The organism is Pleurocapsa sp. FMAR1, assembly GCF_963665995.1.
GTDB lineage: Bacteria > Cyanobacteriota > Cyanobacteriia > Cyanobacteriales > Xenococcaceae > Waterburya.
This window is the reverse complement of the sequence record NZ_OY762512.1, coordinates 685,443-707,500: the sequence shown is the minus strand read 5'-3', so window position 1 is coordinate 707,500 and position 22,058 is coordinate 685,443. Positions and strand designations below refer to the sequence as shown.

The window sequence follows — 22,058 nt, the reverse complement described above, 5'->3', positions numbered from 1 at the left end:
ATTTCTGTACGGGCGAACAAGCGTTCTTCTTTAATGAACCTTTGACCTCTGACTTCTACTCTGTCAAAACTTCTCCAAAAGCAAAATCAGGAGCAGCCAACACAAAAATGGCAGAAGGTAAATCTGCTACTCTATTTTGCAGCTGTTCATAATACTCAATAAATTTTGCCGATGGTTGAGCCATACCTAAAAAGATTAAATCGGCATTGCGGGAAGATGAATTTAGAATTTCATCAAAAGACCTACCTTCAGCCACTATAACCTGGGGAATTACATCAATACGTAAGCTTTGGCTAAAAGTATTGAGATTATCTTTGGCAGCAGCAGCAGCAGCCTGATCGGCTACGACTAACTTAAGATAGATTTTTGCATTACGCCAATTAATGTCAGTGCGCAGCAAGTATGCCAGCAATAGCATTAGACTGCCGTTAGACTGCATACCTCCCCACCAGACATCAATACTACGACGAAAACCAAATCCTTGCTGTTGATTTTCATGAAAGATAACTACATTGCGACGGCTAGCATGAATCTCGGCGATCGCATTACAAAAACCTTCTCTTCTTTCTGGTTGTTCGCTATCTCCCATAACCACAGTATTAGGCACAAGCGGCCCCAAACCATAGGTTTCTACCAAACGCACCGCACCATCAAAAGGATCGTCAGCACTCACTACCCTAACTAAAGCTTTAACTCCTCGTTTTTGGATATAGTCGCGGATGGTTTTTTCCAACTTAAGCTGCTGCTTGAGATCCCTCGAACCACTGGGAAGAACGCTAGAAACCGTCATCAGACTGCGATTATGGCTAAAGCCATCGGCTAATTCAATCAACGACCAGCGTTTTTGAGGTGCGCCCGATAAAACCAAAATATGAGGTCGCCAGTTTTTGGGGTCGTCTTGTTCTTCTATTTGGAAGATCCCTTGGCTGATTAACGCCATCCACATTCCGCGACGCACATCACCCCAAGTCGTTTGTAACTCCCGACGCTGTAACCAAAGATAGATACCCAAAACAATTATCGCAGCACCAACCGTAGCAATGGCATTGATCAAAAACATTACCCCCAGACAGCCCAGTGCTCCCAATAGGGATAATGACCAATGCACCTGAAAGCTTGGGCGATAGGAGGGACTCTGTAAAAAACCTTCGATCGCCGCCGAAACGTTTAATACCAAGTAAGTAGTCAAAAAGAACATCGTTAGCACAGGGGCAATCAAATCCAAATCACCCACGCAAACCGCAGCGATCGCAATTGCTAAACTAACCAGAGTACCGTTACGGGGTTCATCTTCTGAGCCGTGTCCCTTACCCAAAAAGCTGAGAATTGGCGGTAAGACTCCATCTCTAGCTAATGCCTGCAATACGCGAGGCGCGCCCAGAATACTACCGATAGCACTACTCAAGGTTGCGCCCCAGACTCCCAGCAACATGGTAAAACCAAAGCCTTTAAGAGCAGTTTCCTGCATCACAAAGACATCTGGATTAATTAGGCTGGCTGAATCTGCCCGCATTGCCATAAAAATTGGCAAGATCATGTAAATCACATATCCTGCTCCTACTGCTGCCAGTGTTCCTGTCGGTAAAGATTTAATCGGGTCTTTTAAATCTCCTGACATATTTACCCCCGCCATAATTCCCGTTACCGCAGGGAAAAACACTGCAAACACTGTCCAAAAAGGAAGGGCTGTTTTAGGCGGTGCAGAAAACATCTGGGGTTCGACGTTAGGTAAAGGACTGCCCAAGACAAACATCAAAAGAGATATGGCGATCGCTGCCATAATAAAATACTGGGCTTTGATCGCCAAGCTAGCAGAAGTAATTGCCAAAATACCAACTAAAACCGTGATAATTAGGGCAACATAAGTTTGATTTAAGTCATAATTTTGCAGATTAATAGCCCGACCGAAAATATTGATCTTGGCATTGACTACACTTTCAGCAAAACCAATGGTGTAGAGTGCTACAGAAATCGCCTGAGCAAAATAAAGTGAAATACCTACTGCGCCACCTGTTTCAATGCCCAAGGAGCGACTGATCATATAATATGCACCACCCACCCGCACAACTCTGTCAGTAGCGATCGCACATACTGACAGTGCCGTCAAAAAGGTAATTGAGGTAGCAATAGTCACAATAGCCAGGGTGCCTATCAATCCTGCATTGCCAACTACCCAGCCAAAACGCAAGTACATGATGACTCCCAAGATTGTCAAAATCGAAGGAGTAAACACACCGCCAAATGTACCCAAGCCTGTAGCTTGAACTACTGAATCAGAGCCAGTAGGTAAAGAATTAGGATCAGAAGGTGATTTCACTTTTAAATATAAATAAATGCTTACAATATAATATAAGGCTTGCCTATTATGACAGATCAAAATCTTGACCAACGGTGACAGCAGGCTCCGTCCGTTTAGGGCGGAGTAATCTGTCACTGGTAATTGTATCCAGAATCGTCAGTTGCGATCGGGATGAAAGATCTAAAAAATCGATGGTAATATAATAGTTTGTAGTTTAAATATAACCAGAGAATACCAGACTAAACCAACATGACTTTGACTCAACAGCGTAAACAGGAATTAATGGCAGAATATCAGATCCATGAAACCGACACTGGATCTGCCGATTTACAAATTGCCGTTCTAACTGAAAGAATTAATCAACTAACTTCTCATCTAAGAGCTAACAAAAAAGATCATTCTTCCCGTCGTGGTCTGCTTAAAATGATTGGTCGTCGTAAAGGTCTTTTGGCATACATCCAAAAAGAAGATTTTGAACGCTACCAAAAACTGATTGCTCGTCTCGGCATTCGTCGTTAATCATTAAAACTCATGCCATCAGATTCTAAACGGGGTCGTCTACCATTTGAACCCCGTAAAAACAATAAAAACAAGCCTGCTGCATCCAAGGAAAATAGTTCAGAAAACAAGCCCCAGAAAGCTTCTACATCCCCATCTCCCAAATCAGCAAAGGTAGTCAAAAAAGCTAAATCGACTTCTAGAAATTCTCGTCCGAACTCTAATCTTTCAGCAATTCCTGATTTAGTCAGCAAACGCATGGGGAAACGCATGGCGGTATTTTGCGGTATTCCCTCTGTTTTGGGTATGTCTTCCCTGTTTATTTTCTACTGGCTTAAGGTCAAAGAGATCGTCGAATTACCTCCCTATCTAGCTTTCGCTGTTTCCTTTGGCTTTTTAGGTTTAGGAGTTTTAGGCTTAAGCTACGGTCTTTTTTCAGCCTGTTGGGATGAAGATCGTGCGGGTACTCTGATGGGGTTTGATGAGTTTAAAATTAACCTCGGCAGAACTAAAGATGCCTGGAAAGCAGCAAAGAAAGCGAACGGATAATCAATATTGACCTGATTTTTTAGAGGATGGGTCAAGCTAAAGGCAAAACCCATCAATAAAGGTTTATAGTTTTTCGCCACTGAGAATAAACATCGGATTAACTGCTGCAAAAGTCTGATGAATTCCTCTTGTTTCTAAGCGATTTACTGCCGACTGGACAACCTCAATATTACGAGCCTGAAGTTCTGCTAAACCTTCAGAAATAATATAGAGATTTTCTAAATTACTAACGGTAGCAACAATACGTCCTTCTGGCTGAAGGTATTTCCAAGTTTGCTTGAGTATGTCTTTAATGGGTTTACCTCCTTCAATACAAACCAGATCTGGTTTTGGCTGTATATCTTCTAAACATTTGGGCGCACTTCCCTGGACTACCTTGACATTATTAACTTCAAAGCGATCGCAATTGCGCTTAATTAATTTTGCTACTTCATCATCTCTTTCGATGGCAATAATTTGTCCTTGAGGGCAAAGTAAACCAATCTCTACAGGTATTGTTCCTGTCCCAGCACCAATATCCCACAGGACTGAATCTGGCTTCATTCGCAGCGAGGAAATAATTAAAACACGAACTTCTCTCTTGCTTAAAGGAATTCCAGGCAAACGCTCAAACAATTTATCGGGAATTCCAGGGGTTTTGTAAGGCCAAAGCATAATTGGTTTTTAGTTTTTAGTTTACCTACTTAAGTTCTATTTCAGTACTTGTATTGTTTTAAGAGTCGGATCGTTACACCCCGTAATAGTTCCTCCCGCAGCTAGCACCTGTTGTAAGTAGTCAATTGTTTGAGAGGTGATTTTTTCTCCAGGCATTAAGACAGGAATTCCTGGAGGATAGGGACAAATTAATTCACCACTAAGGCGATCGCTTGCTTTGGTAATGGTTATAGTCTTAGTAAGTCTAAAGTAAGCATCGCGGGGGCTAATAGCTGATGGCTGATAGCTGATGGCTGATAGCTGATATCTAATAGCTAACGGTTGAGGGCTAATAGCTAATTGTGAAAGAGTTGTACAGGCTTGGACAAGTTTTTGAATATCTTCTGACGTGTTGCCCAGAGAAATAATAAAAGTTAGGTGATGCAGCAAAGGAAGTTCGCAGGTTACTCCTAATTGTTCGTGGAGTATTTCGTCAGCTTCAAAGCCAGTGATGCCTAGTTGAGAGACGTTAAGGGTTAGTCTGGTACAGTCAAAGTGCCGACAGCCAGAATTTGTTTCTGGTTTAAATACCGATAAGTTCGGGATCTCGGCTAGTTGATTTCTGGCTTTGGTAGCTAGAGCAATGGTGCTATTCATTAACTCTTTGCCTTTGGTTGCCATTTGTTGTCTGGCTGCATCTAAAGAGGCAAGCAGCAGATAACTAGGGCTGGTAGATTGAACTAGCTGCAAGGCTTTACTAATTCGGCGATCGCAAATTCTCTTGCCCTGGATGTGCAGCATCGATGCCTGAGTCATGGCACTCAAGACTTTATGAGTCGACTGTACCGTTAAATCTGCACCAACACTCAAGGCAGAAGGAGGTAAATCATTATTAAAAGCAAAATGTGCGCCATGAGCCTCATCTACCAGTAGCGGAATATTATATTGATGGACAATTTCGGCGATCGCCTTTAAATCAGCGCAAACTCCTTGGTAAGTGGGATGGAGCATCATTACCGCTTTAGTATCAGGATGTGTCTTTAAAGCTTGTTGTACCGCTTCTGGAGTCACGTTATAAGCCAATCCTTCGGTGGCATCATATTCGGGATTAATAAATATCGGTATTGCTCCTGAGAGAACTAAACCTGCGATCGCCGATTGATGAATATTTCTCGGTAAGATAATCTTATCCCCTGCACCACAGGTAGCTAAAATACCTGCCATAATGCCACAGGTAGAGCCATTAACTAGAAACCAAGTTTTCTCTGCGCCAAAAGTCTTTGCTGCTAATTTCTGTGCCTCCTTAATTACACCTTCTGGAGCAAATAAGTTGTCTAATTCTGGTAACTCTGGTAAATCTGCTGCAAATACTGCACTTCCTATTAAGTCTTTAATATTATCGCTAACTCCTTTACCCTGTTTGTGTCCAGGGGCATAAAAAGCTGCATGAGATTTGTGAGCAGACGTTTTTAAAGCATTTAATAAAGGAGTCTCCATCATTAGCTATTTATGATTAATTAACAAAATTAGATCATTAAGACCGTACCTTATTAACGTACCTTATTAAAAACGCTTGATGTGGATTGTCTTCGTTGATATTAATCGGCTCGTAGCTATTAGCTATTAGCTCTTAGCTTTCAGCTTTAGAATACTACGGACGCGAAGCTAATTCTTTAGAATTAGCTCAAGATCATCTGTCGCTAAAAATTTCGCTTAATTAAAACAAGTTTCTACCAAAAAATAAAACGTTCACGAATAATAAAGCTCAAACTATTGAATTTTGAGCTTTATTATTCACATCAGGCGTTAAAAATGAGAACCGCTAAAGTTATTTGACTAATTATTTCTCAACCCAACCTTTTGGTTTCTCGAATAATTAAGATTGACTTACTATTTTTTATCGAGAATTGTAATTGTTTAATTATAACTTTATACAGACTGCTTAATATATAAAGATTGAGTAAAAAACCGTCTTCTACTGTCGCTTATTGCGTATTTACTCTGATATCCTTTAAAAAAGTAAAATTAATAACAAAAAGGATATATAACAAGTGTATTTATTGAATAACTATTACAATCTTGTCGAGAAGCCCCAAAAAAAAATTCTGATTGTAGATGATGATGCAGCCCTACAGCATTTGCTGAACAGATTTCTTAGCTACAATAATTATCTTACTGAAATTGCTTCTAATTGTAGAACCGCCAGAGAAAAGTTCCAAGAGTTTCAGCCAAATTTAGCAATTCTAGATATCAATCTACCTGATGATACTGGATTAACTCTCTGCGAAGAAATGCATAAAAGTAACGTCATGATTATTATGCTAAGTTCCATGACAGATAATAACTATATTTTAGAAGCATTTTCTAGAGGAGCAGACGACTATATTAGTAAACCTTTCGATCTGCAAATTCTCAAGGCTAGAATTGATGTTTTATTTAGAAGAAGGGCTACAAATGATTTACAACCAACTCAGAATAATTCGATAAATTTAGGCAACTTAAAAATCAATTTTTATCGGCGCGAAGTTGTTTTAAATGGGCGCATAATTCCTCTAACTGCCTTAGAATTTGATTTACTATATTTCTTGGCAAATAATCCTAATCGAGTATGGGATCGAGCCGAATTAATTTCGGCAATTTGGAATAAAGATGACTATGATGGAGACGATCGCAAAGTCGATATTCATGTTGGTCGAATTCGCAAAAAAATTGGCGATCTTAATGCTGACTTTATCAAAACTGTGTGGGGTAGAGGCTATATGTTTGAGTTATCTAGTTGTAATGCAGTAAAATTAGCAGACTGAAGCAATAAGTCTATAATAAGTCGTCATGTTAAGAGCAGGAATCGTGGGATTACCAAACGTGGGTAAATCTACTATGTTTAACGCCTTGGTTGCCAATGCTAAGGCAGAAGCCGCTAATTTCCCTTTTTGTACCATTGAACCCAATGTCGGCGTGGTATCCGTACCTGATGCACGTTTAGAGGTACTGGCTAAATTGAATAGCTCGCAAAAAATCGTGCCAACGAGAATCGAGTTTGTCGACATTGCGGGTTTAGTTAAGGGTGCTAGCGAGGGAGAAGGGTTGGGCAATCAATTTCTCGCTAATATTCGTGAGGTTGATGCTATTGTTCACATGGTTCGTTGCTTTGATGATGACGACATTATTCATGTCGATGGCTCTGTAGATTCGGTACGAGATATTGAAGTAATTAATTTAGAGCTAGTTTTAGCAGATTTGGCTCAGGTAGAAAAGCGCATCACCAGACTGCGTAAACAGGCAAAGAATGATAAAAACGCTCAAGCCGAGGTTGAGCTATTAGAAAAAATTAGTACAGTTTTAAATGATGGTGAATCTGTTCGCAGTATGAACTTGTCTGAAGATGACTTGCTAATGATTAAACCACTGGGCTTACTGACAAATAAACCGATTATTTATGCTACTAATGTTGCTGAGGATGATTTGGCAACGGGTAATTCTTGGGTAGAAGAAGTCAGAGAATTTGCTAAAGACGAAGAGGCTAGGGTAGTTGTAGTTTCTGCTCAGGTTGAGTCGGAGTTAGTTGAACTATCAGAAGCGGAAACTAAGGATTTTCTCGAAGCCTTGGGGGTAGAAGAAGGAGGACTAAAATCTTTGATTAGAGCTACCTACGATCTTTTAGGTTTGCGTACCTACCTTACCACAGGAGAGCAAGAATCCCGCGCTTGGACAATTATTGCAGGTATGAAAGCACCTCAAGCAGCAGCAGTAATTCATACTGACTTTGAAAAGAAATTTATTAAAGCAGAAACAATTAGCTATGAAGATTTAATCGCCACGGGTTCTAAAAATGGTGCCAAAGAAAAAGGCTTGCTGCGTTTAGAAGGTAAAGATTATATTGTTCAAGAAGGAGATGTAATTGAATTCCGCATAGGTGGTTAAAAAGTGTCGAGTAACAATAAACCTCTGACCTCATTCTCAATCAATATTTCTGATTTGTGCAAGATGTCTAATTATTTTTCTTTCTTTTTTTGATTAGGGAGGTCAATAAATACTTTTTGATTAGCCTTAACTCCATCAATAATTTGCGTTTTATCACCTAAATACAAACCAACTTTGACAGGCTGAAATTTAGGCTTGTTTTCCGCATCAGGTATCATTACTCCCTGTTTTCCATTTTGGGTAAATATCGCCACAGTAGGAACTACCAAGCTGTTATTTAGTTCTTTGCCAATAAAAGTGACATCAACATTCATTTTAGAGCGTAGTACATCCTCGCCTGTAAGCAGCTTGACCCGTACCTCAAAAGAAGTAACCTCTTCTTCAATTACTGCTTCAGGAGCAATCCGTTTAATTTCACCTGTAAATTCTCTATCTGGGTAAGCATCGGCGACAATCTTAACTTTTTGTCCTGGCTGTAGCTGACCTACATCTAACTCTGGAACTTTGGCAATTACCTCTAATCCTTGGGCTAATGCCAAGATTGAAGTGGCAGAAGCTGACTCAGTACTAGAGCCAGAAGTACTAGGGGCAACAAAAGACCCCTCCACGGCGTATCTTTGGGTCACAACACCTGCAAAAGGAGCTTTGACTAAGCTATCGGTATATTGAATTTCTGATTGCTTCAGGGATGCTTCTGCTTTTTCTGAGGATGCTTCCAATCCTGCTATCTGGTCTGGTGCAGTTGCCTGTTTTTGTTCGAGAGAGACTTTAGCCTCTTTTATTTCTGCTTTGAGTTGTTCAACTTCTGAACCTCCTGTACTCTGAAACTGTTCTAGTCGTTGACGCAATTCCTTAATCTCAGATTGGGCATTTTCATAATTATTAGTAATTTCGTCAAAAGCATCTTGAGTAATTGCTCCCTGTCGCAAAAGATATTTATTGCGCTTAAGTCGCTCTTGCCCAAGTCTTAAACGAGATTCGGCAGCAGCAATTTGGGACTGAGTTTGCCCCACGTCGGCGGGGATTCTATTTTGAGCCTGATTTAATTTTGCTTCAGCCTGTTTGAGTCTAGCTTCTGCTTGAGCAATTTCGGCTTGTACATTTGCTTCTCCTTCGGTAAGGCTAGCGCGGGCTTGTTTGAAATCGGCTTCTGCTTGAGTAACTCCCACTCCCAGTTCGGCATTTTCCATGATGGCTAGGGTTTGTCCTGCCTTGACGCGATCGCCTTGCTCTACTAGTAGTTTGATTAACCGCGCAGGTTCTTTTGGACTGACGTTGACGCTTTTGATCGGCTCAACCCTGCCACTAGCTGCAATTTCTACATTTAAATTTTCTCTATTTACAGGAACAGTTAAAGCGTTAATATCTACTTCTGATTTGGAACTTTTGACAAGGCGATAGGTAGTAAAACCAAGTAAAATTAAGCCCAATGACACCAAAATTGGGATGAAGATATTATGGCGTTTTTTTCGCTTATTTATAGCTATTTTCATCTATATATTTCCTAATCTTAAAACTTCGTCCGACTATAGTATTTATGAATAAATAACGGTTTTACGGCTGTCAGAGATTGTAGAAGATTTGCAAGTAATCTCTGATTTAGCTGGCTTTGAATATTCAATATGTCTAATAAACAACTTCTAACTTTATGGTAGCCTTATTTAACTTGTAAAAGTTCGGCAATCTTGCTAGTATGAAAGGCTTTTAGCTATTCCTAAAGATAGATTTGCGAGTTTTTACGGCAATTTGCTGGCTTTGTTGAGGTCAAAGAGATTCCAAGGGTTTTTATATCTTTCTATTGATGTCTCGACTAAGTATTAATTTGTAATATTTAAAATAGCGTTAATCACTTCTAATTTCATCACTATGTCTCCTACTGCTTTTATTACAGGTGCATCTCAAGGCATTGGTAAAGCTACAGCCTTGCTCTTTGCCAAAAACGGTTACGATTTAATTATTACTGCTCGCACTAAAGATAGATTGGAATCTGTTGCCGAAGAGATTAGAAGTTTGGACAGGCAAGCATTGGCAATTACCACCGACACGAGCGATCGCAGTGCTATTGAAGCCTTAATTAATTTAGGTCTAGAACGTTTTTCGCAAATTGATGTTTTAGTTAATAACGCAGGTGTCTGTATGAGCGCACCAATGGCAAAAACTACCATTGAAGATTGGGAAAGAATGATCAACGTTAATCTTTGGGGCTATATTTACACGATCAATGCCCTTTTGCCTCATTTTTTAGCTAGAAAGCAGGGAAATATTATCAACGTTGGTTCATTTGGAGGAAAAGTACCCTTACCTAAAATGACGGCATACTGCACCACCAAACACGCTATTGTCGGCTTAACAGAAACCCTCCGCTTAGAATTAGAGCCTCAAGGTATTCATGTTTCTGGAGTACATCCCAGCGTCACCAACACGGACTTTTTAGAACGAGCGGTATTTAAGGACAGCGACCCTCAACAAATGAAGCAAATGATGTCTAGTCCTTTATCGAGTCAACCTGAAGATGTAGCTAAAGCAATTTTGGATGCAGTTAAGCACCCTCAAGCCGAGATAATAGTGGGTTCTGCCAAAGTGCCTGCGTTTTTAAATCGTTTGTTTCCTGGTATCACTCAAGGAATGTTAAAGTTGGCAACTAAAGCAGATCTGGGTTAGTCTGCGATCGCCATAAACTCCAGCCATAGCCTGAGATAAAGGGTAGCCATAACAGCCATGTTTCGGTGTCTGTCAGATGCCAACTGCGATCGCCCAATGCTTGACGATAGGGCAAAACAAAATACACAAAAGCCGAAAGACTAACTAGGCGTACTCCCCAATTTTTTGTACCTACTGCAAAGGGAATTATCCAGGTGAAATACCAGCCGTGAACTATGGGAGAGATAATTAGCAACGAGGCAAGGAAGCTGAGAGCAAACTGTTGAAAATTACGAGCTTTCCAGAATAAAAATATAGTTATGATTCTTAAAGGTAGAGCAAAAATACTGTTGCTTTTGACGGGCGGATGCCAAACTTGTGCGAGTAGATATAGCAATACGAGGCTGTGTTAGGACACTCCCTGCGGGGGTCGCACCGCTAACCGATTAACGTACTGCGATATTAAACCATCACTGCCATCACCATCACAAAATAAAATCCAGTCAATTTTTGAGGGCATATTCTGTAATCCTCTCCAGCAGGCTTGCCCATAACCAGCCCTAAACTCAAATGAAACTTCTGCCCCAACTTCTTTAGCTATTTCTGCACTGCGATCGCTACTGCCATTGTCTACTACCCGAATTTTAGTTAAGCCAAAGCTCTGTAAATCTTTAATTACAGCAGCAATTGTTGCTTCTTCGTTACGCACAGGAATAACGACTAAGACATTATCCAAAGAAGTATCAACATTTTGGCGATGGGGTATGTAACACATTTTAAAATCAGAAGAAATTCAGTCTGTTTTCATAATTGTGTTTTAACTTACTGAGAGAACGTTGAAAATCTCTAAATTAATTACCCCTAATCTTTAACCATCATGAATAGCTATATATGGACTTTAATTGTCCATCAAAACTATCTCGCTTTTAGTAATCTTGGAAGTGAAGATTTACTTGGTCTGATTCACCCGATACTAGTAGTTGCCTTTGTTTTTCCTATGGTAGGCATAGTAGCCAATTTTGCCTGGCAAACTCGTCAGCGTCGTTTGGAAAGCAAAAAAGGAAAAAGCAAAATTCCTGCGGTTGTGGGACGAGAACACGTTCAAGTTGGTCGTTGGCTGGCTACTAGCGTAGTTATTGTTTCCTTAATTGCGATCGCTTACTCGATTGTTTACAAAAGCTTTATCAAAGGCAAGCTTTGGGAGAAGAATAACCCCCAGGCGATTTTGATTATTTTATTATTTGTGGCGACGATTGCTTCATTGATTCTGCTGCTACGAGCCAGACCTAAGCTGTGGCGAGGTATTTTTGCGACTATGACAGGCATGGGCTTGATTATTTTGGGTCAACAAGATGGGGTTTGGCGATTACCTGATGAATGGTATTGGTCACATTACTATTATGGAATTGCCGCATCGCTACTGATGATTTTTTCGATTGCAATTTTAGACGATATCTATCGCAGTTTAACCATGCGCAATATCCATATAATTCTTAATTGTTTGGCACTGTTATTGTTTTTTGGTCAAGCAGCTACGGGAACAAGAGACTTATTAGAAATTCCTCCTATAGGCAAAATGCAACCCAAAAAAGCAGCGGTTATTGAAACATTCTCACCTGTAAAGACCGCCAATAGTATTGAACAAAATACTATTTATAATGCTCCTGAAATTAATCCCAGTTAATCTGCTTGAGATATTTATAGCATCACGCCTTTAGGTTATAACATCAAGTTTACGTTGGGGCAAACCGCCGCTTGCCCCAACTAAGATTCATCTTATGTTATTCAATTCGACAGCCCAAAGTTCTCATAGAATCAAGAATTATTTGGGAATTAGGGATAGCCAAACGAGATTGCCGATAGGTTTCACAGGCTTCATTATATTGAGCATTTTTAGTAAAAATTAAACCTTTTTGACTCCAGGCGGCAACATTTTGTGGTTGAATTTCAATAGCGCGATCTAAAGCAGTCAAGGCTTTAGTATCTTGACCAACCATATCCCATGCAGTGGCTAAACCGATCCAGGTTTCGTGATCTTGGGGCGCAATTTTGCTAGCTTTAGTTAAAGATTCAATGCCTTGGGTATAATTCTGTTGCTGATTAAACGCCAATCCGCGATCGCGCCAAAGAGGAGCATAATTAGAGTTAAGGCTAATAGCCTGACTATAGCTAGCGATCGCCATAGCTAAATTGTTTTGTTGATTTTGATATACTTGACCCTTTGCTTGCCAAGCCAGATATGATTCTGAGCGAATTTGCAAAGCTTTGTCCAAGGCGGTTAAAGCTTTTTGTCCTTGATTTAATTTAGCCAAAGCCTTACCTTTACCCAGCCAAGCCTGATAAAAATTAGGTTTTAACTTAATCGCCTGTTCAAAGGAATTAATGGCTTTTTGGTACATTTGGCTATTGGCGAAAAACTCTGCTTGTGTTAGCCATATTTGAGGATCTTGAAGCTGGTTTTGCAGTAATTGTTGATAGTTGCCAATAATTTCTTGATTGACTCGCTCTGCTTCTTGAGGACGGTTTAAAGCTGCTAAGACCAAAGGTTTATCTTGCCATAGTTCTACGCTAGAAGGTTCAATTGCCTGAACTCGATTAAGCACCGTCAAAGCATTGTCATATTTATTTAAAGCGAGTAAATTTTTAGCGCGATCGCTCAAAAACTCAGCATTAGATGAATCTAAGTCTATGGCAGAGTCCTGCATACTCAAGGCTGCATCATAGTTTTTCAACTCATATAAAGCTTTACCTTTGTGATTATATAGTTCGCCATCTTTCTGTTCTAATTCTAAAGCGCGATTATAAGCAGCGATCGCTTTGGTAAACTGTTCTAATTGATAGTAACTGTCTCCCTGTTTTTTCCAAATTTTAAAGTCGGCTTCACTTAATTTTGTCGCTTCAGAGTATGCTTCTAAAGCTTTGGAATAACGTCCTAAATTATATAAAGCATCTCCCCTGCCTGACCAAGCCAGGGAACTGCCAGCTTTAAGCTCAATGGCTTTTGTAAAAACATTGAGAGCAGCTTGAGGTTTTTTAGGCAATAGTTTTTTTCCCTGATACCAGTAATAAATCGGTCTAACTGTAGGAAAAGCAAATTCAATACTGCCTAATAAACAGATCAGACCTAAGAATCCGATCAAAACTGGTAATATAGGTAGTTTAAATTGAGACTGGCGATGATTTGCAGTTTTTCTTTTTTTCTGCCCTAGTGGTTTTCTGGTTGCTGACTTAGAAACAGATTTAATTTTTTGCAGATCATCAAGAATCTTGGACGCAGATTGATAACGTTGACCCAAATCTAAATAAACCATTTTGTCAATAATTTTGGCAAAACGGCGATCGACCGCCAGATTTTCCTGCCATAGTAGCTTACCCGTTTGTCTATCTCTAGAAAACCTACCTGGTTTAATTTTAGTCAAAGCCTCTATTGCTGTCATGCCCAAAGCATAGATATCGCTGCTAATCGTTGGTCTACCAGCAATTTGTTCAGGAGAGCAGTAGTTTTGTTTATCCTGAGTTTGGCTAGAGTCCAAAGTAGCATTGGGCAAAGTTCCTATATCTGTCAAAATTCCAAAGTCAGTAAGTACCACCTGCTGATCTTCTGAGCGAATTAGTAAATTGGAAGGTCTAATATTACGATGAATAATACGGTTTTGATGAATAAAATTTAGAACTCCCAGAGTACTAATTAAAATATTGATTATTTGAGCGGTGGATAAATCTTGCTGCTCTATTTTCAGAGCTAGATTTTCTCCGGGAATATATTCTTGAACCAAATAAAATTGATCATTTTCTGTAAAATGATCTCTAAGCTGAGGGATTTGCTCGTGATATCCTAGTCTTTCTAAAATTGATAATTCTTCGGCAAAACGCTTTTCTATTGTGGTCTCGCCATTACCCTGAACATTCGGTAATTCAATTTGCTTAATTAAACAAGGAGACTGATATTGACGGCGCAGATTATCGGCTAAATAGGTTTCTATGCGTTTTTTTCCGCCTAAATAACGAGTAATAGCATAACGTCCTCCTACCACCTGCTTGAGCTTAAGTAATGGTCGTAAATCATACAAAACTTCTAGGGCAGAGGGATATCGTTCTTCAATGTTGAATAACGTCATTCTGCTAAGAATTGCCTCTAGCTTAGAGCTTATCTGACACTGACTTTGCCAAGTAGTATTTGCTTGCTCAAGTTCCTGGGGAGATTTTCCCGTCAAGGCATAAATAGCGGTTTGAGCAAGGGCATAAATATCGCTACCAAAGTTAGATTCTCCTGATTGCTGCTCTGGAGCAATATAAGCCCAATCTAAAGATTTGCTGGAGATTACTTCTCCTTGAAAATCAAGTGCCGTTGATTCGATCTCTCGAATAGCCCCAAAATTAATTAAAACAAAGTTGCGATCGCGCTTTCTTCTCACTAAGTGAATTGGTTGAACATCGCGATGAATAACGTTAGTTTTGTGAACAAAATCAAGAATTCTCAAGGCATCTTGCATTAGATGAATTACTTGTGCTTCATCTAGTACTTTACGCTCAACTTCCTGCTCTAAATTATCCCCATCAATATACTCTCGAACCAGATAAAACTGCCGATCTTCGATAAAGTAATTATAAAATTGAGGGATTTGGGGGTGATCTCCCAGCCTTTTGAGAACCTCTACTTCTCTAATTAGGTGCTGCTTAATAAGCTGCCAATTTGTCTTATTACAGACTGGACTTAACTGCTCCACAGCACATCTAGCATCTCCTGTAGCCTGTAAATCTTTAGCTAAGTAAGTTTTTCTTATTTCTTCTCTACCTAACTTTTGAATAATCTGATAACGATTACCAATAATTGAGCCAGGAACGTGAATTTTTTTCTCGGAATTGGTGACTTTAGAGGCAGAATTGAGTAGATACCTGTCGGGAGTGGACATAGTTAATCCAGATTAGAAAATAAGGCAGATTTTGGCTAGATGCCGAGTTAAATTTGTTTTGATTACTAATTTAATCTTAATTATTTTTAGATGCCCTATTGTATAATCATTTTTCATTCCCTTGTTAAAGCTTGCTGAGTCGGAGAAATTTCTTTAAGGTTAATTACCTTAGAAGTATTACTTTCTCTGGCAACTCGCACCAACAATCCAGCCAGCAATAATGAGGCAATAATTGAATTGATGCCATAGCTAAAGAAGGGTAAGGGCAGTCCAGTAGTAGGCAAAGAACCTGTTGCTACCCCAATGTTGATTAATGATTGACCAACGATAAATACCATACTTCCTACGGCGACCAATCTGGGGATACTTTGGCGACATTTAATGGCTACTCTCAAAGCTAGTGTTCCATAACCAATAATCAGCAATAATAGTAGCACACAGCCAATGAAACCAAATTCCTCGGCATAAACCGCAAAAATAAAGTCTGTAGAGCGAATTGGTAAGTATGATAATTTTTGTTGCGATAATCCAAAACCCGAACCGTCAAAGCTCCCTGATGCGATCGCCAATAAACTTTGAATTAGCTGGTATCCCTTATTATGGTAATCTTTCCAGGGATTAATAAAAGAAGTAATTCGGTCTAGCTGATAAGAATTCAAGGCAATACTCAAGCTAGCTATACTTATTCCACCTAGAGAAACTGCCATTAGCTGACTCCAAGGTAATTCTGCTGCCAAAGCAATTAACCACAAACTCATACCACATAATCCCGTAGTACTTAAATTGGGCTGTTTGAGAATTCCTGCCAATACTAACGCAAACACAGCTAGCCAAACTAGACGTATTTTATTTGTTAGCTTTTCCCAGCGAGAAAATAAATAAGCTGCCTGTAGTACTAGAAAAGGTTTGATTAATTCTGATGGCTGCAATGAGAATGGTCCAATAGCAATCCAGCGACTAGCTCCCATCGTTGTCTTACCTAAACCTGGAATTAAGGTAGCAAAGATAAGCAAAAGAAAAACTAAAACCATCAGAGGAGAAATCCTGATAGTTTTTTGGAGAGGTTGATTTGCTATAAAATTGAATCCAAAAATTCCTACCCCAACTCCGATTAGCTGTCGTTTAAAAATGTATAGTCCATCATTGTTGTTGACAATTCCTTCAGGATAAGAGGCTGATACTAAAGTAACTAAACCAATGATTAACCAAACGCAGGTCAACCAATTCAATAAGCGAGCTTCCCATGTCCAAAACTTGATTTTAGGATCGATAAAAGGAATTAAGTATCCGAGATATTGCCTCACGGTTAAAATCTCAACAAATATAGTTTTTTCTGTTTAAAGGTAACAGCTTAGTCGCTATACGCGAGCCTCATCTGGGAAATAAATCAAAAAACAAAATGAGAAAGACGCAACCGTAAAGACTTAGAGCTTGTGTTTATTTTTTTTGCTGATTTTATATTGTCCAAATTGTGTTGATTCAATCAATAAAAAAGAGGTCAATCTGACCTCTTTTTTATCGCGGAAGACGGTCAACGTTACACCATAGTTTCAGGGTGATATGACGTTAACTCAAATTCATATTTCTGATCTTATGACAAACCTGTATTCATACCTTGTTTACCTGTTGCCAACTCTACTTTAATGATTTTGCCACCCATTTTCATGATTCGCTGTTGTTCGCGAAACCAATTATCGTAAGGTACAAGCTTAGTAAAGAAAGTATTTTGCAGTTCTCTTTGAGTACGAATTCTAGTTTGACTGGGAACACAAGCAGTCACCTTAAACATACGCATGAGATGAATTCTCTCCTAATTTAATAAAAAAAAGTTTAATCTTCTGACAAGTTTGAATCAGCAAAAATTATGTTGGCTGTTTGATGCTGTTTAAATTATTGAATAGTCTTAAAATGCCAAAATTCGGGAGTCAGGAGTCAATACTAGATCGTCTAAACTTATCTTTTTTTCGCGCTCGAAAAACTAAGCTTTATTAGAACTAGCACTCACTCTAGACTTCCCGAATCTATACGTTAACTATCCTACGTCTAGCTCAGGTCAAAAAAGAATTTAGCTTAAGCCAGAGCAGATATAGTCGAAATAAACGCCCATTTCTTTACCAGCATCAGCACCTACTAAACTAGCGGTTACTTCTTTCATAGCTTGGATAGCTTGAACTGTAGAAGAAACAGGAACTCCTAAAGAGTTATAAGTTTCTTTCAAACCGTTAAGTACACGCTCATCTAGAATGGAAGGATCTCCAGCTAGCATTGCGTAGGTAGAATAACGAAGGTAATAGTCTAAGTCGCGAATACAAGCTGCATAGCGACGAGTGGTGTACATATTGCCACCAGGACGAGTAACATCAGAATATAGCAATGACTTTGCTACTGCTTCTTTAACGATGCTAGCTGCGTTAGCACTAATTACGCTGGCTGCACGGACTCTTAGTTGACCAGTTTGAAAATAGCTTTTTAACTTGTCCATAGCAGCACCATCGAGGTATCTGCCTTGAACATCAGCTGAATTAATTACAGAGGTAATTGCGTCTTGCATAGTTTTGTTTCCTTATCTCACCTAGTCTTAAATTATTTAACACTGATAAGTTAGTGTGTTGTTTGAAAAAGTTTGTTACTGGTATATCAGCAAAGTATAAATTAAATACTTACTGCATAGCTCCGATAACGTAATCGAAATAAGAAGCAGCTTCACTAGTGTCATCACCAGACATCATAGAAGTAGCTACGTTTTTCATTTCACGGATGCTTTGAGCCATAGCACCAACGTCAGTACCTAAAGACTTGTACATCTCTCTGGCACCAACTAAACCAATTTCTTCAATTGGAGTTACATCACCAGCTACTACACCATAAGTAATTAGGCGTAAGTAGTAGTCCATGTCACGAAGACAGGTTGCTGTCATTTCTTCACCATAGGCGTTACCGCCAGGAGAAACAACATCAGGACGCTTTTGAAATAACTGATCGCCAGCCTGTTTAACGATACGCTCACGAGACTCAGTTAGAGTTTGAGCAATACGTAAACGGCTTTCGCCAGTTGTGACAAAAGATTTAATTCTTTCTAATTCGCCAGGACTCAAGTAACGAGCCTCTGCATCGGCGTTCACGATGGATTTCGTGACTATACTCATCGATGGATTCCTCCCAATACAATGAAATCAAATAATTAACAAGCTATCTTTAAGTCGATAGTTTTATCTGAACAAGATTTCTAGCCGCCCTTCAAACCACGATTAAGCATTTAGCCTGAGCTTTCAGCTTTAAGCATAGTTAAATAAGGCTGTGCAACTAAACTTAGGTTCTATGTTTAAAATCTACGCTTGGCTGTTGCTAGTCAAATCCCTCTGGATAATAGGTTACTTTGTTTTGTTACCCAGTTTTCAACTTTTAGCTACAAATTAGTATTGCAGCTTGCCCAAACTAATGCGCAAAAAGTAGCTACTGCCTTAACAAACTTTTACATAGAGTCAATACATAACGTAATTAAGGATAAATATTGCTCTACGCTAACTTTTGCTTTTAAAATGCCCTTGAGTTAGCAGTATTGCCGATCTCAAAAGGCTAATTTTTTATTTGAGCGATAACCCAACCTAACTATCATCTAATATTTTGTTGAGGTTTATTAGTTTACCTTAACAGAATTTAATGTTAGATCCTGTCGACCTTTCTTGGTCGAAGCTTCTTTCGCTAGACCCTTTTTAGCCTTAAGGAATAGGAGATAAGTAACCAATATCATGTAGGTGATTTTTTGAGTCTTCAGTTAATAAGGAACTGAGTTTACCAATCACAGATATTGATTACTTAATAATGCAGATTACTTCAGTTTTATACGTTCAGCTTAGTTGGTTCAAAACTAGGAATAACAATTTCATCGTTTTGCTTCGTAAGCCGGTTGTAAAGCTTCTCTGTATTAGGGAAATTAGCAGCAGGCAGGGTTGGAAAACGGCGGAAGGGAACAGTATCTTCACCAAATACCTGAATGTATTCCATGCTGTTAACCATTGCTCCAATAAACGCTTTTAGCCCTTGAGAAGCTAGAATTTTGTTGTATTTCTGAATTTCTCTCTGGTTTAGAGGTGCGCGCCCTAAAAAGTGCTTCGTACCTAGCTCGATCGCTTTAGTATTGGGATAAGGAGTATAGAATTCCTTGAGATATAGCTCAGAACAGCCTAAACCTTCAATAAACTCTTTAACGTTAATTTCTCCGTTACCTAAACGGCTTTCCAGCACAGAAAACTGTGTTTGCACTACATAAGGATTAATATCACGCTCAAACACCTGACGATAAGCAGCATTAATTAGATTTTTCACGGCTACTTTATCAGTAGTAGTAGAAAGTTTAAAGACTTTGCTTTGTTGACGTTGGACACTAACACCTTGAGCTATTTTTTGCTCAACTTCGGGAGTAGTTCTTGAACCAGCAGCTTGACCAAGTTCTACAAAACGAGGAATTTGCTCTCTTTCGACGTTTGCACCAATGCCAGGTTCAATTGCACCAGGACGAGCTTTGCGTAGCTGCAAACCACCAGGAGTTAGATAACGCTCGTAGGGAACGGTATCATCTCCAAAAGCATCAGAATATTCAGTAGAATCGATCATCTCATCTACTAATGCGTAAAAGCCTTTCTTTGAGCAAATATCAAAGTATTTATTGATCTCTTGACGACCATAGGTAGGACGACCTAAAAGGCGACGATGAATATACTCCACCGCTTTAACTACATATAAAGATGTCCAGTACAGGTTACGGAAGGTATCAGATTTAGCTAGAGTTCTGACAAACTCACGTAGGGTAATATCGCCATTTTCTAGCTTGATTTCAGCTACTTTTAGTTCTTGTCCTTGATAGACATCGCGACCAAAAACCTGACGATAGCAAGCGCGAATTACAGCTTGGGTTGAATTTTCCGAAAACTTAACGCTACCGCCGTTACTAGCACCAGGTAGCTCATTGTTTAGACGGAAGACTTTAGCACCCAAAGAACCAGGAAATTCGCTTCGTGCAGCAGGATTGCTATTTTGATTATTAATACCTGCGCCACGATGAATTAATAAACGCTTGGTATCTTTATTGAATGGTGCAGGACTACTGCTGGGGTTACGAGTTTCTTTAGGAAAAATTGCCCCAAACTGGATTTCTAGAGGATCGTTACCAGAACCATAAACGTGCTGATCTGGTAAAGGGCGATTATAGCGAGCAAAAGTAGTGACAAACTGAGGTACTTTGCGGAATGGTGCGCTATAGTTCAACAGGTCTTGCTGCATTCCCCAGTTGCGACATTCTTGAGCTTCCTGACCTAAACCTCTGAGGTAAGGAACAGTTTCTTCACCGAAGTAGTCTGCGTATTCCTTGGAATCAACCAGCTCATCAACTAATCCCGCTAATCCTTTCTCGGACACAATAGAGAAATAGTCCTGAACCTCTTCACGAGAAGAAGGACCTCTACCTAAGATGTGACGAAACGCTAGTTCTAAAGCACGGCTATTAATAAATGGCTCAAAAAACTGCTTACGATATAGCTCAGACTTACATAGACGACGAACAAACTCTTTCATCGAGATATCGCCATTTTTTACCTGAGATTCCAGATAAGAAATAGATTGACCGTAAGCACGAGTAATATCTCGTTCAAAAATCTGTCTATATGCTGCTTTTATTACCGTTTGCTTCTCTAAAGTAGACAAACCAGTCTTCATGACAAATTTAGGACGGTTCTCCGAAGCATTAAAGTAGCTTTGAGGAAGCTGTAAGCCTTGTTTGTCAGAAGCTTGGCTTTGGCGTAATTTATTAGAAGGAGTAGGAGCTTTAAATTCGCTAATAGCAACGTCAAAATATTGAGTGATAATATCTGTTGCGGCTTGATCCTTGCGAAAATAATCTGCTGATGCTGCACGCATTTCCTGTAACGCGACGATAGTTGCTGCGCTAGAACAGGCTCTTTCAATAATCTCTCGTAATCCTCTGATGTTCACCACCAGGATATTAGGATCGCCCGCTACAATTGCATAGCTGATATAGCGCAGAAACCAAGCCATGTCCCGTAAAGACTTCTGCATATTAGCAGGACCATACTGAGAAACATTGATTGGTCTAAAGTTAGCGGGAGTTGGACCAGATCCACCAGCAAACAAGGATTTGAAGGCTTTTAATAGTTTTGTACTGTTGCCGTCACTGCCGTTTTGCTCGGATTTCTGCTCAACAATTAACTCACCAGGAATACCAGTGTTGCCACTAGGAGTAGCCATAGCCATTTCTTCTACTTCGGCTGGTTTTTCCAAGTAGGACATTGGTGAACCACCAGTGAAAATGCGGTTAGCTGCCCTAGATACGATTATGTCTGCATTATTAGTTATGGTCTGAGCGATATTTAAACGTTGAAAACCAGATTTATAATATGCTGTTAATTCTTTGAGTTCGCCCTGTTCTAAGTAGCGATCTTGCTGTTCTGCCTGCAAGATTGCAGACACTGCTACTGTTTGATAGAGTTGAGGACGGGCTAATGAACTGCCACCACTTGCCGTTACACTCATGTTGATTTTATGTAGGTTTTTACTTATACTTCAGCTTTTAGATTAAATCTTTTCGGTCT

The 22,058-nt window shown here is 39.6% G+C and carries 18 protein-coding genes; 6 read left to right on the top strand and 12 right to left on the bottom strand.

Annotated elements, in window-relative coordinates; genetic code table 11:
- Window positions 1–55: 55 nt before the first annotated feature.
- Window positions 56–2,317 (bottom strand): amino acid permease, encoded by a 2,262-nt coding sequence (locus tag SLP02_RS03545; RefSeq protein WP_319419274.1) that lies wholly within the window; start codon window positions 2,315–2,317, stop codon window positions 56–58.
- Window positions 2,318–2,548: 231 nt separating this feature from the next.
- Here SLP02_RS03545 and rpsO point away from each other — a divergent pair, with 231 nt between their 5' ends.
- Together rpsO and SLP02_RS03535 are read left to right on the top strand one after the other, a co-directional pair.
- Window positions 2,549–2,818, top strand: a complete 270-nt coding sequence (gene rpsO, locus SLP02_RS03540) for a 30S ribosomal protein S15 (protein WP_319419273.1) — start codon at window positions 2,549–2,551, stop codon at window positions 2,816–2,818.
- A gap of 12 nt (window positions 2,819–2,830) precedes the next feature.
- Complete coding sequence (locus tag SLP02_RS03535) at window positions 2,831–3,346, top strand: PAM68 family protein (RefSeq protein ID WP_319419272.1); 516 nt, start codon at window positions 2,831–2,833, stop codon at window positions 3,344–3,346.
- A gap of 63 nt (window positions 3,347–3,409) precedes the next feature.
- Here the strand turns inward: SLP02_RS03535 and cbiT are convergent, their stop codons facing one another.
- Window positions 3,410–4,000 carry a precorrin-6Y C5,15-methyltransferase subunit CbiT gene (gene cbiT, locus SLP02_RS03530; RefSeq protein WP_319419271.1) on the bottom strand — a complete coding sequence of 197 codons (591 nt, stop codon included), beginning with the start codon at window positions 3,998–4,000 and terminating at the stop codon, window positions 3,410–3,412.
- Window positions 4,001–4,036: 36 nt separating this feature from the next.
- Window positions 4,037–5,479: an aminotransferase class I/II-fold pyridoxal phosphate-dependent enzyme gene (locus SLP02_RS03525; RefSeq protein WP_319419270.1), complete on the bottom strand. Its 1,443-nt coding sequence runs from the start codon at window positions 5,477–5,479 to the stop codon at window positions 4,037–4,039.
- A gap of 551 nt (window positions 5,480–6,030) precedes the next feature.
- Between SLP02_RS03525 and SLP02_RS03520 the strand changes: the two genes are divergently transcribed.
- Window positions 6,031–6,783: a response regulator transcription factor gene (locus SLP02_RS03520; protein WP_319419269.1), complete on the top strand. Its 753-nt coding sequence runs from the start codon at window positions 6,031–6,033 to the stop codon at window positions 6,781–6,783.
- 25 nt (window positions 6,784–6,808) lie between these two features.
- Window positions 6,809–7,900 (top strand): redox-regulated ATPase YchF, encoded by a 1,092-nt coding sequence (ychF, locus tag SLP02_RS03515; RefSeq protein WP_319419268.1) that lies wholly within the window; start codon window positions 6,809–6,811, stop codon window positions 7,898–7,900.
- 71 nt (window positions 7,901–7,971) lie between these two features.
- Here ychF and SLP02_RS03510 read toward each other — a convergent pair whose 3' ends face one another.
- Window positions 7,972–9,393, bottom strand: coding sequence for an efflux RND transporter periplasmic adaptor subunit (locus tag SLP02_RS03510; RefSeq protein ID WP_319419267.1), 1,422 nt, complete (start codon window positions 9,391–9,393; stop codon window positions 7,972–7,974).
- 373 nt (window positions 9,394–9,766) lie between these two features.
- Here SLP02_RS03510 and SLP02_RS03505 point away from each other — a divergent pair, with 373 nt between their 5' ends.
- Window positions 9,767–10,561: an SDR family NAD(P)-dependent oxidoreductase gene (locus tag SLP02_RS03505; protein WP_319419266.1), complete on the top strand. Its 795-nt coding sequence runs from the start codon at window positions 9,767–9,769 to the stop codon at window positions 10,559–10,561.
- On the opposite strand, the gene SLP02_RS03500 is transcribed toward SLP02_RS03505, so the two are convergent.
- Window positions 10,542–10,937, bottom strand: a complete 396-nt coding sequence (locus tag SLP02_RS03500) for a hypothetical protein (RefSeq protein WP_319419265.1) — start codon at window positions 10,935–10,937, stop codon at window positions 10,542–10,544. The genes SLP02_RS03505 and SLP02_RS03500 overlap by 20 nt on opposite strands.
- Window positions 10,938–10,949: 12 nt before the next feature.
- Entirely contained in the window at window positions 10,950–11,315 is a 366-nt protein-coding gene (locus SLP02_RS03495; protein WP_319419264.1) for a glycosyltransferase, read from the bottom strand.
- 102 nt (window positions 11,316–11,417) lie between these two features.
- Here SLP02_RS03495 and SLP02_RS03490 point away from each other — a divergent pair, with 102 nt between their 5' ends.
- The gene (locus SLP02_RS03490; RefSeq protein WP_319419263.1) at window positions 11,418–12,224 is read left to right on the top strand and encodes a DUF4079 domain-containing protein; all 807 of its coding nucleotides are present in this window, start codon (window positions 11,418–11,420) and stop codon (window positions 12,222–12,224) included.
- Window positions 12,225–12,321: 97 nt separating this feature from the next.
- On the opposite strand, the gene SLP02_RS03485 is transcribed toward SLP02_RS03490, so the two are convergent.
- The 6 genes from SLP02_RS03485 to SLP02_RS03460 form a co-directional block, all read right to left on the bottom strand.
- Window positions 12,322–15,453, bottom strand: coding sequence for a protein kinase domain-containing protein (locus SLP02_RS03485; RefSeq protein ID WP_319419262.1), 3,132 nt, complete (start codon window positions 15,451–15,453; stop codon window positions 12,322–12,324).
- Window positions 15,454–15,566: 113 nt separating this feature from the next.
- The gene (locus SLP02_RS03480; RefSeq protein WP_319419261.1) at window positions 15,567–16,757 is read right to left on the bottom strand and encodes an FtsW/RodA/SpoVE family cell cycle protein; all 1,191 of its coding nucleotides are present in this window, start codon (window positions 16,755–16,757) and stop codon (window positions 15,567–15,569) included.
- A 287-nt stretch (window positions 16,758–17,044) separates the two neighbouring features.
- Window positions 17,045–17,248: a phycobilisome linker polypeptide gene (locus SLP02_RS03475; protein WP_106238976.1), complete on the bottom strand. Its 204-nt coding sequence runs from the start codon at window positions 17,246–17,248 to the stop codon at window positions 17,045–17,047.
- A gap of 270 nt (window positions 17,249–17,518) precedes the next feature.
- On the bottom strand, window positions 17,519–18,004 hold the full coding sequence (gene apcB, locus SLP02_RS03470) for an allophycocyanin subunit beta (protein ID WP_106238979.1): 486 nt from the start codon (window positions 18,002–18,004) through the stop codon (window positions 17,519–17,521).
- A 109-nt stretch (window positions 18,005–18,113) separates the two neighbouring features.
- Window positions 18,114–18,599: a globin family protein gene (locus tag SLP02_RS03465; protein ID WP_319419260.1), complete on the bottom strand. Its 486-nt coding sequence runs from the start codon at window positions 18,597–18,599 to the stop codon at window positions 18,114–18,116.
- 694 nt (window positions 18,600–19,293) lie between these two features.
- Entirely contained in the window at window positions 19,294–21,999 is a 2,706-nt protein-coding gene (locus SLP02_RS03460; RefSeq protein WP_319419259.1) for a phycobilisome rod-core linker polypeptide, read from the bottom strand.
- Between the last annotated feature and the right edge of the window lie 59 nt (window positions 22,000–22,058).

Excerpts from the sequence above, each read along its gene's own strand:
- rpsO (WP_319419273.1), top strand. The coding sequence starts at position 2,549 with ATGACTTTGACTCAACAGCGTAAACAGGAATTAATGGCAGAATATCAG.
- SLP02_RS03535 (WP_319419272.1), top strand. The coding sequence starts at position 2,831 with ATGCCATCAGATTCTAAACGGGGTCGTCTACCATTTGAACCCCGTAAA.
- cbiT (WP_319419271.1), bottom strand. The coding sequence starts at position 4,000 with ATGCTTTGGCCTTACAAAACCCCTGGAATTCCCGATAAATTGTTTGAG.
- SLP02_RS03525 (WP_319419270.1), bottom strand. The coding sequence starts at position 5,479 with ATGATGGAGACTCCTTTATTAAATGCTTTAAAAACGTCTGCTCACAAA.
- ychF (WP_319419268.1), top strand. The coding sequence starts at position 6,809 with ATGTTAAGAGCAGGAATCGTGGGATTACCAAACGTGGGTAAATCTACT.
- SLP02_RS03510 (WP_319419267.1), bottom strand. The coding sequence starts at position 9,393 with ATGAAAATAGCTATAAATAAGCGAAAAAAACGCCATAATATCTTCATC.
- SLP02_RS03505 (WP_319419266.1), top strand. The coding sequence starts at position 9,767 with ATGTCTCCTACTGCTTTTATTACAGGTGCATCTCAAGGCATTGGTAAA.
- SLP02_RS03495 (WP_319419264.1), bottom strand. The coding sequence starts at position 11,315 with ATGTGTTACATACCCCATCGCCAAAATGTTGATACTTCTTTGGATAAT.
- SLP02_RS03490 (WP_319419263.1), top strand. The coding sequence starts at position 11,418 with ATGAATAGCTATATATGGACTTTAATTGTCCATCAAAACTATCTCGCT.
- SLP02_RS03485 (WP_319419262.1), bottom strand. The coding sequence starts at position 15,453 with ATGTCCACTCCCGACAGGTATCTACTCAATTCTGCCTCTAAAGTCACC.
- SLP02_RS03475 (WP_106238976.1), bottom strand. The coding sequence starts at position 17,248 with ATGCGTATGTTTAAGGTGACTGCTTGTGTTCCCAGTCAAACTAGAATT.
- apcB (WP_106238979.1), bottom strand. The coding sequence starts at position 18,004 with ATGCAAGACGCAATTACCTCTGTAATTAATTCAGCTGATGTTCAAGGC.
- SLP02_RS03465 (WP_319419260.1), bottom strand. The coding sequence starts at position 18,599 with ATGAGTATAGTCACGAAATCCATCGTGAACGCCGATGCAGAGGCTCGT.
- SLP02_RS03460 (WP_319419259.1), bottom strand. The coding sequence starts at position 21,999 with ATGAGTGTAACGGCAAGTGGTGGCAGTTCATTAGCCCGTCCTCAACTC.